Genomic DNA, 12,153 nt, shown 5'->3' with positions numbered 1-12,153 from the left:
AGAGGGCCTCGGCAAGCGCTGAGCCCACGCCGCCGCGAATAACTCCGTCTTCGTAGACGACAACCAAGTCGGCCTGTGCGGCCAAGTCGATCAGCTGCGGGTCGATGGGGATGACCCAGCGCGGATCCACGACCGTGACGCGCAACCCGTCAGCAGCGACGTCCTCCGCCATGAGCACAGCGTTTTCCGCGAAGCTGCCCACCGCGACGAGCAGGATGTCGAGCTCATCGTCTTTTGCCTCACCCGCGGGGCGAAACAGAATGTCAGCTCCGCTTGACAGCCTCTCAACGGCGTCAATGTCCACCCCAATGTCCCCCTTGGGGAAACGCACAACCGTCGGGCCCGCGCTGTAGTCGATCGCCTCACGGAACTCCTCGCGCAGGCGCGCGGGATCGCGCGGGGCGCAAATTCGGATACCGGGGACGATCGAGCCGATCGCGAGATCCCACACGCCGTTGTGGCTCGCACCGTCGGAACCCGTCACCCCGGAGCGGTCCAGCACCAGCGTCACCGGCTGGCCCAGCAGCCCGACATCCATGAGAAGTTGGTCGAACGCGCGGTTGAGGAAGGTGGAGTAGATCGCCACAACGGGGTGCAGCCCGCCGAGCGCCATGCCGGCGGCGGAGGTCACGGCGTGCTGCTCGGCGATGCCGACGTCGAAAAAGCGCTCCGGGAATTGCTCAGCGAACGGTGCGAGCCCCGTCGGACCCGCCATCGCCGCCGTCAGCGCGACAATGTCGGGGCGCTCGTGGGCTGCCTTGATGAGCTCTTCGGAGAACACCGAGGTCCAACCGGGTGCCGCGGCGTTGAGCTCCTCGCCCGTGACCGGGTCGATGACGCCGGTGGAGTGCATCTGGTCGGCGATGTGGTTGACAGCCGGGGCGAATCCGTGGCCTTTTTCGGTGGCGACGTGGACGATAATCGGCCCGGCATGGGAGCGCGCGTAGGAAAACGCCTGCAGGAGGGACTTGATGTCGTGGCCCTCGACCGGGCCGATGTACTTCATGCCCAGCTCGGGGAACATCTCCGAGGGCACCACGTGGTACTTCACACCCTCCTTTATCGCGCGCAGCGCCTCGAAGGTGCGCTCGCCGACCCAGCCCATGGATTTCAGCTTCTTCTTGCCGGTCTCCATGACCTCGTCGTAGGTCGGCTGCATCCGGATCTGGGCCAGCTGGTCGCGCAGGCGCGTCAAGTTGCGGGCGAAGCCACCGATCGTCGGTGAGTAGGAGCGGCCGTTGTCGTTGACCACGACCACCACGTTGCGCTCCCCCGCGGCGATGTTGTTCAGCGCCTCCCAGCACATTCCGCCGGTCAGCGCGCCGTCGCCGACGACGGCGACAACGCGGTCTGCACCCTTACCCGAAAGCTCCTTCGCCTTGGATAGCCCATCGGCGTAGGACAGTGCCGCCGAGGCGTGTGAGGACTCCGTCCAGTCGTGCTCGGACTCGCTGCGCGAGGTGTAGCCGGACAGGCCACCCTTCTTGCGCAGGGTGTCGAACTGCCCGGCCCGCCCGGTGAGGATCTTGTGCACGTACGACTGGTGCGAGGTGTCAAAGATCAGCGGCTCGCGCGGCGATTCAAAGACGTAGTGCAGGGCCAGTGTCAGCTCAACGACACCCAGGTTGGGGCCCAGGTGCCCGCCGGTCGCGGAGACCTTGTCAATCAGGAGCTGGCGGATCTCGTCCGCAAGGGTGTCGAGCTGGTCAAGCGTCAGGCGCTTGACATCACGAGGCGACGAAATCGCGTCCAGAAGGTTCACGGTAAACAATCGCTCCTTTTGACTAGATTGCGCGGTCGACGCGCCTCCATTCCCAAAAAGTTTACACTTTGCCAACGCGTAAACGTACTTGCGTTTATCGCTGCATCTGCCCGTCGGGTTCGAGCTGCGCAATCATTTCGAAGTGATGCGTGTTGGGGAAAGCGTCGATAAGCACCATGCGCCGAACGCCAAACCCGTGGGCCGCCCAGTAACCCAGGTCGCGCGCGAACGTCGCGGGATCGCAACCGACGTGAATGATTCGCTCGGGAGCCGCGCCCGCGACACGGCGCACCACATCCTCCCCGGCGCCGGAGCGCGGCGGGTCGAGGACGACGAGCCCGGGCGGCGTCAACTCGCCGGCCTTTTCCACCGGGCTGTTGTGCACACGCAGGGCGAAACCCGCAAGCGTGTCCTGGGCCGCCCTGGTCGCGGACACGGAATAGTCCACCGAGTCGATGTGCGCCGCCCCGCCGAGAGCCTCGTCGATCGCCGGCACGAACGCGCCGACGCCGCCATAGAGGTCCCAGCCGGTAGCGCGCTCGTAGTCGGCTTTGCCCCAGCTCCGGATGACCTCGGAGTACGCGGCGGGCGCGGCCACGTGGGCCTGCCAAAACGCGGTCGCGGGGAAACGGAACGCATGCTTGCCGACGTTCTGCTCAACCACCCCGGAACCCTCGACAACGCGATCGACCTTCTCCACGCGCCGGCCGCGCTGCGCGCGGGTCGATTCCACGACGTGGCGCTGGCCGGTCGAATCGAGCACCGCGATGACCTCAGCACCGGGGGTGAATGTTCGCGCTCCGGGGCCGACGATGCCGTCGAGCAGACCAGGCACCACCTGCGAGCAGGCGACGTCTGTAATCAGCTGCGTCGAGCGCGCCGTGCGCACACCGGCGCGACCCGAAGAATCCACACCCAGGCGCACGCGGCTGCGCCACCTAGTCGCGGGTTCCAACACGACGGTGTCCCCGAGCGCCTCGGCACTGTTGGAAAAAGCCCCCAGCTGGCCTATGAGCACCTCCCGCTTGATGCCGGGCTGCGCGGCGGGTGCGATGTGCGAGTAATCGCAGCACCCTCCGCCGCGAGCTGCCACCGGACACGTCGGGGAAACGCGATCCGGCGACGCGCTCACGACCTCGGTGAGCTGCGCCCGCGCCCACATCTTCTTCACTTTGGTCAGCTCGGCTCGAACCTTGTCGCCCGGGATCGCCCCGCCGACGAAGACGACGCGGCCATCGCTATCACGCGCGATGCCCTCGCCGCCGTGCGCCATGGCGGTGACATCGAGCTCGAGCGTGGTGTTGTCAGCTATTGCGCTCACCCTCATTGGGTGCGGGCTGCCGCGCGGAGTTGGCATCCATGACCTGCTTCATCGCCTCCGCAAGCGCGCTGGGGGTTGCCGCGGGCGCCTGCTGACCGGGCTGACCGGGCTGTTTGGGCTGGCCGGGCTGCACCGCGCGCGCCTGAACTGCCTGCTGCACCTGCTGCGCCAGCTGGGCGGGCAGCACCACGGGCAGTGAGTTACCGGCGAGGAAGGGGTCAGTGCCGCGGTAGACGAAGCTGCGCGCCACGAGGTCACGGCCGAGGGCTGCCATGTCGTCTTCCATTCCGTTCGGGGCGGCGAGCGTGACCCGGTAGAGCCAGCGCGGGCCCTCGACACCGATGATGCGGATCACGCCGTTGGCGCCGGTGCCCACGATTTCACGGCCCCACGGGCCCGTCTCGAACGTCACGGGCATCCCCTCCGAGCGCATGCCCTCGGCGATCTCCTCGGAGGACTGCTCCCACAGTCCGCCGGAGCGCGTGGAGGCGAACGCGACGGGAGTGGCACGGCCGTGTCGGGTAACAATGTGGACCATCTTCGGCCCCGTCTCACCCATCTCCACCTGCACCTGGGATTTCGCGGGCAACGGGATCCTCATGGAGCCGAGGTTGAGGGTGGCGTTGGAAAAATCGGTGAAGTCGAACTCGTCGATGTTGACGGAGTCGCCGTCGAAAGGCCCGGTGTCACCACTGACCGGGTCGTGCGGGATGCTTACCGGAGCTGCGGATCCCTCCGCGGCCTCTGCCACCCCCGCCACTTCTGCCAGATCTGCCGGCGCACCGGAATCTTCTACCGCGATACGTGCGTCGGCGTCAGTGCGCTGTGCCGCCTCGTCGCTGCCCTGAGCCGCCGCGAGCTCATCGGCGCTTTTTCGGGGGATCTTTTTTCCAAAAGGCCATAGGGCCATGACGTTTTCCCTTCCTCGTTGTTCGACACCGACTCTAGTGCTTCGCACTTAGTGGGTGCCGGTGGAGCCGTAGCCGCCTGCTCCGCGCGCGGTGTCGTCAAGGTCTGCCACCTCGCTGAAGCTGACCAGCTCGACCTTCTGCACCACGAGCTGCGCGATGCGCATCCCGCGCGTGATCTCAATCGGCGTGGTCGGATCGGTGTTGAGCAGGCACACCTTGATTTCGCCCCGGTAGTCCGCGTCGATCGTTCCCGGGGTGTTGACAATGCTCAACCCGTGTTTCGCCGCCAGTCCCGAGCGCGGGTGGATCAACCCGACCGTGCCCGCCGGCAGGGCGATGGCGATTCCCGTGCCCACCAGGGCGCGCTGCCCCGGCGCCAAGGTGAGGTCCTCGGTCGAGGTCAGATCCGCCCCGGCGTCCGTCGCGTGGGCGCGTGCGGGCAGGGCGACGTGCGGGTCGAGGCGCTTTACGCGCACTGTGCCTACGGTATCTGCTGCGTCTACTGCGCTTACTGTGCCTTCCGGGCCGCGTTGCGCGCCCGAAGCATCCAGACTGTGTTCGTTATCCCGGGTGTTCACACCTGCCAGCCTACGGCAGCGCAATGCCACCACTTCGAGCACCTAAACTAAAGTTGCACGCGTGACTACTTCTCCGGATGACCTCGCTCCCGCTGTCGTGTACCGCGAACGCCAGTGGGCCCCCTGGTACATGTGGCTCGCCGGCGCGGCGCTGGCGCTGATCATCGCCGCCCAGTTTGCGCTGAACCGCAATGTCTTCTGGTTCATCTTTCCCCTGATCGCCGGGGGCGCGCTGATCGGGTGGTTCTTGTCGTGGATGTCGCGCACCGTGATCACGATCGAGCGCGACGCAGACGGCACGCGCTGGTTGCGCGTCGACGGCGCCAACCTGCCGCACACGGTGGTCAGCAGGTCGCTGGTTGTTCCGAAGTCGGCGCGTCGCAACGCGCTGGGCCGCCAGCTTGATCCCGCGGCGTTTCTGGTCTCGCGCAGCTGGGTGGACGAACACGTGCTGCTCGTCCTCGACGACCCGGACGACCCCACCCCCTACTGGCTCGTCGCGTCGCAAGATCCCGCCGCGCTGCTGCGCGCCTTCGTACCGGAGCAGGTGGACGATCAGGCCCACCTCAACGCGTAGGCCGGTCGACTACTCGCAGTCGAGGCAGATCGCGGTGTCGCCCTCCTGGTACGCGAGGCGGTTCTTCTTCTGCACGAGGAAGCAGGAGCTGCAGGTGAACTCGTCTTCCTGGCGCGGGATGACGGTGACGTTGAGCTCCTCGCCGGAAAGGTCCTGGGCGGGAAGTTCGAAGGAGTCGACGATCTCGCCTTCGTCGTCCATGCTGCTGCCGGCGACCTCTGCGGCCTTGAGACCCTCAAGCGAGTCGGCTTCAATATCGTCGTCAATGCGACGGCGCGGTGCGTCGTAGTCAGTAGTCATCGGCGGCACTCCTTAAACGGGCAAATCCTGTTGACTTTGTGCGGAATACTAGGGCACGAAACCTACCCTGTCATCTTTGCAGGTCATAGGCACGTTATGGGGAAGTTAACGGAGCTGACGCGCCGACGTTGTCCAGCAGCTCGCGCACGTGCCCCCAGACCCCCGGAGCAGCGGCGACGGTGAGCGCGCCGTCGTAGCCGGTGGCGCCGAGACCCGGGTGGCTCACCCTCGCCCCCGCCTCGGTGGCGATGATTGCCCCGGCGGCGTAATCCCACGGGTGCGTGCCGTGTTCGTAGTAGGCGTCGACACGCCCGGCGGCGACGTTGCACAGATCCAGCGCCGCGGACCCGCCGCGGCGGATGTCTCGCACCTTGGGCAACACGGACGTCAAAAACCGCGCCTGCTGCTCGCGCCACGCAGCGGAGTAGGAAAATCCCGTCGCCACCAGGCTGCGCGCAAGTGACGTCTCATCAGAGGCGCGCAGCGCGAAAGCCTCCCCGTCGCGCTGAAGCGTCGCGCCGCGGCCGGCTGCTGCGCTGAAAAGCTCGCCGGTCTCCGGATTGAACACCGCGCCCGCAGCCAGCTCACCGCCGACGGCAACGCCAATGGAGACCGCGTAGACGGGAATGCCGTAGAGGAAGTTGACGGTTCCGTCGATCGGGTCGACGATCCACTCCACGCCCGTCTCCGATTCAGTGGAGCTGCCTTCCTCGCCGAGGATGCCGTCGCCGGGGCGGCGGTTCGCGAGCTGCTCCGCGATGAAGCGTTCGCAGGCCGTGTCGACGACCGTGACCGGGTCAACCTCGGAGCTTTTCGTCTCCGCGGGCCGCAACGATCCCTCGGTGGCAAGCTGCGCGCGCTGCGTGGCCACCAGCTCTCCCGCTTGACGTGCCAGTGCGCCACAGATCTCCCGGAGTGCGGCCGGATCACTACTCATGGGCCCCATCATGCATCGCCGCGCCGTTGTCCGCGACCTTTTGTACACTTGCGCGCATGACTAACCCCGCGCAAGGACGAGCACTCGGCGTCGATGTCGGAGGCTCCGCAATCAAAGGTGCGGTGGTTGACCTCAGCACCGGCGAGTTTGTTGGCCAGCAGATCACCATCACCACCCCGCGGCCCGCGACCCCGGATGCGGTCGCGCAGGCAATTGCGCAGCTAGGCCAGCGCGCAAAGTGGGAGGGCCCCGTCGGCGTGGCGCTGCCGAGTGTGATCAAAGGCCAGGTCGCGCTCACCGCAGCGAACGTCGACCCGGCGTGGGTGGGCACCAACGCCCACGAGCTGTTGTCGCGGCACCTGCGCACAACGGAGATCTCCGTGCTTAACGACGCCGACGCCGCGGGCCTTGCGGAAGTCGCGTTCGGTGAGGCGTCGATACGCGAGGGCGCAGTGCTTTTCCTGACTTTCGGAACCGGCATCGGCTCCGCCTTCTTCATCAATGGCACCCTGTTTCCCAACACCGAGCTCGGCCACATGATGATCGGCGGCGCGGAGGCCGAGCACCAAGCCTCCTCCGCTGCCAAGGACCGCATGGGGCTGAGTTTCCGCGCGTGGGCCGAGCGTGTCGACGTCGTGTTGCAGGAGTTCGAGCGCCTTTTCAACCCCACCGCGTTCGTGGTCGGCGGCGGAATTTCCGAGGTCGCCGATCGCTGGGTGCCGCACCTTGACACCTCCACGCCGGTGGTTGTGGCGAAGCTGCGCAACCGCGCCGGCATTGTCGGGGCTGCAATGGCGTCCGCCGAGCACCTCAACCCCTAAAAGGTCTGGTTGCGTATCAACGCGTGGCGCGACCCGGTTGCGCGCAACGTGCGGGTAGCCTGGGCCGAGATACCAGGTGGGCTCACCGCCGTTGTTAGACGTGCCGTTCCTGAAATGGCAGCCCAACTTGCGTACTGTGGGTTGTCTAAGAAAGCGGAACCCACTATGAGTTTGAGTGAAAGGGCGTACGTGGCAGCCAGCGAAAATTCCGGAAACGAGAGCGTGAGCAGCGTAGATAACGTCACCGGGAGCACTTCGGGCGCGGCAGAAGCCGACGCCTCTGCAACGCCTGCCCGCACGCCTGCGAAGCGCGCAGCCAAGAAAACGGCCAAGAAGACCGTGAAGAAGACCGCCAAGAGGGCGGTGAAGAAAACGGCCAAGAAGGCTGTTAAGACGACCGCCAAGAAAACCGCCAAAAAGACGGTAAAGAAGACCGCCGCGAAGAAGACCACCGCCGCGCACCCGGGCGCCTCCGAGGTCGCCGAAGACGACGAACTTCCCGTCACCTCCGACGATGCGGACGTCGATGACGTCGCGGACGTCAACGTCGACCCAGACGAGGACTTTGACCCGTTAATCGGTGACGAGGATGAGGAGTTCACCGACGAGGTCGGTGACGTCGACGACGTCGACGACGTGGATGATGTGGACGACGTCGATGATGTCGATGACGAGGACGACCCCGAAGCCGCTGAGGTAGACGACGAAGCGGCCGTCGATTCCTCCTCCGTGTGGGACATCGAGGAATCCGCCGCGCTGCGCCAGGCGCGCAAGGACGCCCAGCTCACCGCCTCCGCCGACTCCGTTCGCGCCTACCTCAAGCAGATCGGCAAGGTCGCCCTGCTCGACGCCGAGCTGGAGGTCTCTTTGGCCAAGCGCATCGAGGCTGGCCTCTATGCGCAGCACCGCCTCGACGAAATGGAGCGCGCCGCTGCCGAAGGCGACAAGGAAGCCAAGCTCACCCCCGCCGTAAAGCGCGACCTGCGCGCGGTGGCCCGCGACGGCAGGAAGGCGAAAAACCACCTGCTCGAGGCCAATTTGCGCCTCGTTGTCTCCCTGGCTAAGCGCTACACCGGTCGAGGTATGGCCTTTCTCGACCTGATCCAGGAGGGCAACCTCGGTCTGATCCGTGCCGTGGAGAAGTTCGATTACTCCAAGGGTTACAAGTTCTCCACCTACGCCACCTGGTGGATCCGCCAGGCAATCACGCGCGCGATGGCCGACCAGGCGCGTACGATCCGCATCCCGGTGCACATGGTCGAGGTCATCAACAAGCTCGGCCGTATCCAGCGCGAGCTTTTGCAGGATCTCGGCCGCGAGCCGACTCCGCAGGAGCTGGCCAAGGAAATGGACATCACCGAGGAGAAGGTGCTTGAGATCCAGCAGTACGCCCGCGAGCCGATCTCGTTGGACCAGACCATTGGCGACGAGGGCGATAGCCAACTCGGCGACTTCATCGAGGACTCGGAGGCGGTCGTCGCCGTCGACGCTGTGTCGTTCACCCTCCTGCAGGATCAGCTGCAAGACGTGCTGCACACGCTGTCCGAGCGTGAGGCCGGCGTTGTCCGGTTGCGCTTCGGGCTGACCGACGGCATGCCCCGTACGCTCGACGAAATCGGCCAAGTCTACGGCGTGACGCGAGAGCGCATCCGCCAAATCGAGTCGAAGACGATGTCCAAGCTGCGCCACCCGTCGCGGTCGCAGGTCCTGCGCGATTACCTCGACTAACTCCACCTCGATCGCACAGCACAACGGCCACCCCCGACACCACAAGGGGGTGGCCGTTGTGTTCGCTAGCGCGGGCGGGCCGTGTTTAGGACGAACCCTGGGAGTTCAGCGGGGAGTTCGGGTCGTTTTCGAGGAAATCAGTCACACACTGCTGGTAAGCGGCGGCGTCTTCTGAAAGGTGCTGGCACTGCTCCGCCACTCCGCTGTTCATGAACTGGGAGAACCCGACTCCAATGAGCGCGATGAACGCGATGGAGAGCAGCAGGGCGATAGCGCCCATGACGATTCCCGCGATCGCCATCCCGCGGCGCTGCGCGCCCGGCTGCATCGCCTTCGCCTTGCGCAGGCCAAGGGCGCCGAGGACGATCGCGACGATGCCGCCCAGGAAGGCCACGGGTACGAACACGATTCCGAGCAGCGCAATGATGCCGACAATGAGCGCCGCGAGGGCGAGGCCGTTTTGCTGTGGCGCCGCGTTGCCGTAGCCGGGGTTGTCCGCGGCACCCATTGAGGCGTAGTCGTTGCTGAACACGCTGTCGGGGTTGGATGTGCCGAAGCCGTTGCCCAGGGGGCTGTCCGGCCCGGGCCCGTACGTGTCGCCGGCGTCGGGGTTGGGTTGGGGGTTGTGGCCGGTTGAAGGGTTGTAGGCGGTATACCCCTCGGGGTGGTTGAAGCCGCTCGGATCTGAATTATTCGGGTTGAATGGGGTGCTCATGACCGTCGACGCTACCAGTCCCGCAGGTACGCGATGCGATCCCGGAGCTGCTGAGCGTTGCATAGCGCGGTGGGCGGGCCGCCGCAGGCCTTGCGCACCTCGTTGTGAATCGAGCCGTGGGGCCTTCCGGTACGCCCGGCGACAACGGAGACACGGGCATTAAGTTCGCGGCGCAGTTGGGGGATTTCGTCGGCGGCCAGGCCCGACCCTCCCGTATGGGTCCCGCCCGGTGGGGCCGGAGCGCCGCCGTTGACCTGGGCACGCTCGGCCGCCATGCGCTCGGCGACTCTCCGGGCCCGCTCGGCCGCCTCGCGGGCGTCGAGCTGCTCGCTTTGGCGCTTCTGCAACAGGGTGCGCACCTGCTCGGCGTCGAGTAGGCCCGGCAACCCCAGGAAGTCCTGCTCCTCGGCCGAGCCCGCAGCCGTCCCGGTGCCGTAGGTGGAGCCGTCGAAAATCAGCGAATCCAGCTCCGCCGACGCCCCGATGGACTCGTAGGTGCCGGCCTCGTCGGGTTCGCTCTCGGTGCGGTTGGCGCGTTGCAGCAGCTCGTCGGCCCACCCTTGGTCGCGATGCGGCTTGCCCAGCACGTGGTCGCGCGAGACCTCCATTTCCTCGGCGAGGCGCAGCAGAACCGGAACCGAGGGCAAAAACACTGACGCGGACTCCCCCGGCATGCGCGAGCGCACGAAACGCCCGATCGCCTGCGCGAAAAACAGCGGGGTGGATGCGGACGTGGCGTAGACGCCGACGGCGAGGCGGGGTACGTCCACACCCTCGGAAACCATCCGCACGGCCACCATCCACTCGTCGGTCGATGCCGAGAACTCGTCGATGCGTGCGGACGAGCCGGGCTCGTCGGAGAGGACGACTGTCACCGGCGTGGAGCTGATTTCGCCGAGCAGCTTCGCGTACGCGCGCGCCGTGGTGGTGTCTGTCGCGATAACCAGGCCGCCAGCGTCCGGCATGTTGGCGCGAATTTTCCCCAAGCGGGTGTGGGCGGCACGCAGCACGGCAGCGATCCACTCCCCCTTCGGGTCCAACGCCGTCTTCCAGGCGCGCGCGGTCTGCTCCGGGCTCAACGGCTCCCCGAGGCGCGCGGTGTACTCCTCGCCGGCGGAGTCCTTCCACTGCGCCTCGCCCGAGTAGGCGAGGAAGACCACGGGGCGCACCACGCCGTCGGCAAGCGCATGCGAGTAGCCGTAGGTGTAGTCGGCCTGGCTGACTAGGTGGCCCTCGCCGTCCTCGACGTAGGTGACGAAGGGAATGGCGGAGTCATCGGAGCGAAACGGCGTGCCGGTCAGCGCGAGCCGGTGCTCCACGAGGTTGTACGCCTCGCGCACCCCGTCGCCCCAGCTCTTCGCGTCGCCGGCGTGGTGGATCTCGTCCAGGATGACCAAGGTGCGACGCGCTGCGGCCAACGCGTGGTGCTTGTACGGGTGCATCCCCACTTGGGCGTAGGTGACCACGATGCCGTCGTAGGCGGAGTTGAACCCGGAGCTGTTGGTGAAGTTCGGGTCCAACGACAAGCCGAACCGCTTCGCCGCCCCGGACCACTGGTGCTTGAGGTGCTCGGTGGGAACGACCACGATGATGCGCTCAACGTCGCGCCCGTTTCGCAGCGCGGCGGCGAGGGTCAACGCGAAGGTGGTCTTGCCGGCGCCCGGCGTTGCCACGGCGAGGAAATCGCGCGGCTTGGTGGCCATGAACGAATCAAAGGCCTCCTGCTGCCACGCGCGCAGCCGGGGCCCAGAAGCCGGGAGGGTCACTTCCTGCGCAACCCCTTGTAAATGCGCTCGCAGTCAGCACACACCGGCGAACCCGGCTTGGCCTGCTTCTTTACCGGGAAGGTCGCGCCGCAGAGCGCGACGACCATCTGCCCGGAGATCGCGGAATTTACAATCTGGTCCTTTTTTACGTAGTGGAAGAACTTAGGGGTTCCGTCGTCAGTGGTTGACGAGGTGTCTTCCCGCAAATCCGGCCGCTCGAGAGTCTTCGTCGTCGTAGTCACAGCACCCATCATGCCCCACATCGGGTGAAAAATTAAGCCGCGCCTACGCCCACGGGCGCCCACGGGCTAGGCTGGGCGCTCATGACACCGGCGGAGGAGTTCGACGAGTTCAGCGACCCCTACACGGTCGACGTGGAGCCGGAGGCCCCCGCCCGCACATCTCGGCGCCTGCGCCTGCGGCGCCCGCGCGGGGAGCTGATCACCGATGCCCGCCGCACACACGAGCAGAACATTCGCTCCCGCGAGCGCAACTACATGGTCCTCCAGGGGCTGCGCATCCCGTTTATCGTGCTGTCCATGCTCGCCGCGTGGACCTGGGAGAACTGGTGGCTGGCCGGGGTGTTGTTTGTCGTGTCCATCCCGCTGCCGTGGATTGCGGTGATGGTGGGAAACGGTCAGGGTGACAAACGCGACCCTCGGCACAAGAACGTGTACAAGCCCGCCGCCGCGCGCGCCGCCGCCCACGAGTTCGAGCTTGAGCAGCAGCGACGCCGC

At 66.3% G+C, this 12,153-nt stretch carries 13 protein-coding genes; 4 read left to right on the top strand and 9 right to left on the bottom strand.

The window, feature by feature from the left end:
• From dxs to dut, 4 genes are all read right to left on the bottom strand, one after another.
• Positions 1-1,762, bottom strand: a 1,762-nt coding sequence (gene dxs, locus HMPREF0298_RS05700; RefSeq protein ID WP_040422561.1) for a 1-deoxy-D-xylulose-5-phosphate synthase, incomplete at its 3' end; no start/stop codon positions are given.
• Between the two features lie 94 nt (positions 1,763-1,856).
• Entirely contained in the window at positions 1,857-3,089 is a 1,233-nt protein-coding gene (locus tag HMPREF0298_RS05695; RefSeq protein ID WP_006840173.1) for a class I SAM-dependent RNA methyltransferase, read from the bottom strand.
• Positions 3,067-3,993, bottom strand: a complete 927-nt coding sequence (locus tag HMPREF0298_RS05690) for a DUF3710 domain-containing protein (RefSeq protein ID WP_006840172.1) — start codon at positions 3,991-3,993, stop codon at positions 3,067-3,069. The genes HMPREF0298_RS05695 and HMPREF0298_RS05690 overlap by 23 nt, the downstream gene beginning before the upstream one ends.
• A gap of 48 nt (positions 3,994-4,041) precedes the next feature.
• Positions 4,042-4,470 carry a dUTP diphosphatase gene (gene dut, locus HMPREF0298_RS05685; RefSeq protein ID WP_006840171.1) on the bottom strand — a complete coding sequence of 143 codons (429 nt, stop codon included), beginning with the start codon at positions 4,468-4,470 and terminating at the stop codon, positions 4,042-4,044.
• Between the two features lie 163 nt (positions 4,471-4,633).
• Here dut and HMPREF0298_RS05680 point away from each other — a divergent pair, with 163 nt between their 5' ends.
• Positions 4,634-5,149, top strand: coding sequence for a DUF3093 domain-containing protein (locus tag HMPREF0298_RS05680; protein ID WP_006840170.1), 516 nt, complete (start codon positions 4,634-4,636; stop codon positions 5,147-5,149).
• Between the two features lie 9 nt (positions 5,150-5,158).
• Here the strand turns inward: HMPREF0298_RS05680 and HMPREF0298_RS05675 are convergent, their stop codons facing one another.
• Complete coding sequence (locus tag HMPREF0298_RS05675) at positions 5,159-5,449, bottom strand: DUF4193 domain-containing protein (RefSeq protein ID WP_006840169.1); 291 nt, start codon at positions 5,447-5,449, stop codon at positions 5,159-5,161.
• 94 nt (positions 5,450-5,543) lie between these two features.
• Entirely contained in the window at positions 5,544-6,386 is an 843-nt protein-coding gene (locus HMPREF0298_RS05670; RefSeq protein WP_245527447.1) for an inositol monophosphatase family protein, read from the bottom strand.
• Between the two features lie 56 nt (positions 6,387-6,442).
• On the opposite strand from HMPREF0298_RS05670, the gene ppgK reads away from it, so the two are divergent.
• Positions 6,443-7,207, top strand: a complete 765-nt coding sequence (gene ppgK, locus HMPREF0298_RS05665; protein WP_006840167.1) for a polyphosphate--glucose phosphotransferase — start codon at positions 6,443-6,445, stop codon at positions 7,205-7,207.
• 165 nt (positions 7,208-7,372) lie between these two features.
• Positions 7,373-8,935 (top strand): RNA polymerase sigma factor, encoded by a 1,563-nt coding sequence (locus HMPREF0298_RS05660; RefSeq protein ID WP_006840166.1) that lies wholly within the window; start codon positions 7,373-7,375, stop codon positions 8,933-8,935.
• A gap of 85 nt (positions 8,936-9,020) precedes the next feature.
• On the opposite strand, the gene HMPREF0298_RS11580 is transcribed toward HMPREF0298_RS05660, so the two are convergent.
• The 3 genes from HMPREF0298_RS11580 to HMPREF0298_RS05645 are packed head-to-tail and all read right to left on the bottom strand — an operon-like array spanning position 9,021 to position 11,667.
• Positions 9,021-9,650 (bottom strand): DUF4190 domain-containing protein, encoded by a 630-nt coding sequence (locus tag HMPREF0298_RS11580; RefSeq protein WP_006840165.1) that lies wholly within the window; start codon positions 9,648-9,650, stop codon positions 9,021-9,023.
• An 11-nt stretch (positions 9,651-9,661) separates the two neighbouring features.
• Complete coding sequence (locus HMPREF0298_RS05650; protein ID WP_050758349.1) at positions 9,662-11,353, bottom strand: DEAD/DEAH box helicase; 1,692 nt, start codon at positions 11,351-11,353, stop codon at positions 9,662-9,664.
• A 59-nt stretch (positions 11,354-11,412) separates the two neighbouring features.
• Positions 11,413-11,667: a DUF3039 domain-containing protein gene (locus HMPREF0298_RS05645; RefSeq protein WP_040422731.1), complete on the bottom strand. Its 255-nt coding sequence runs from the start codon at positions 11,665-11,667 to the stop codon at positions 11,413-11,415.
• Positions 11,668-11,739: 72 nt separating this feature from the next.
• Here HMPREF0298_RS05645 and HMPREF0298_RS11575 point away from each other — a divergent pair.
• On the top strand, positions 11,740-12,153 hold a 414-nt coding region (locus tag HMPREF0298_RS11575), incomplete at its 3' end, for a DUF3099 domain-containing protein (RefSeq protein ID WP_006840162.1).

This window comes from Corynebacterium lipophiloflavum DSM 44291 (genome assembly GCF_000159635.1).
GTDB classification, from domain to species: Bacteria; Actinomycetota; Actinomycetes; order Mycobacteriales; family Mycobacteriaceae; genus Corynebacterium; species Corynebacterium lipophiloflavum.
This window is presented reverse-complemented; position numbering and strand designations above follow the sequence as displayed.

Coding starts and splice junctions, on each gene's coding strand:
- HMPREF0298_RS05695 (WP_006840173.1), bottom strand. CDS start 3,089: ATGAGGGTGAGCGCAATAGCTGACAACACCACGCTCGAGCTCGATGTC.
- HMPREF0298_RS05690 (WP_006840172.1), bottom strand. CDS start 3,993: ATGGCCCTATGGCCTTTTGGAAAAAAGATCCCCCGAAAAAGCGCCGAT.
- HMPREF0298_RS05675 (WP_006840169.1), bottom strand. CDS start 5,449: ATGACTACTGACTACGACGCACCGCGCCGTCGCATTGACGACGATATT.
- HMPREF0298_RS05670 (WP_245527447.1), bottom strand. CDS start 6,386: ATGAGTAGTGATCCGGCCGCACTCCGGGAGATCTGTGGCGCACTGGCA.
- ppgK (WP_006840167.1), top strand. CDS start 6,443: ATGACTAACCCCGCGCAAGGACGAGCACTCGGCGTCGATGTCGGAGGC.
- HMPREF0298_RS05660 (WP_006840166.1), top strand. CDS start 7,373: ATGAGTTTGAGTGAAAGGGCGTACGTGGCAGCCAGCGAAAATTCCGGA.
- HMPREF0298_RS11580 (WP_006840165.1), bottom strand. CDS start 9,650: ATGAGCACCCCATTCAACCCGAATAATTCAGATCCGAGCGGCTTCAAC.
- HMPREF0298_RS05650 (WP_050758349.1), bottom strand. CDS start 11,353: ATGGCCACCAAGCCGCGCGATTTCCTCGCCGTGGCAACGCCGGGCGCC.
- HMPREF0298_RS05645 (WP_040422731.1), bottom strand. CDS start 11,667: ATGGGTGCTGTGACTACGACGACGAAGACTCTCGAGCGGCCGGATTTG.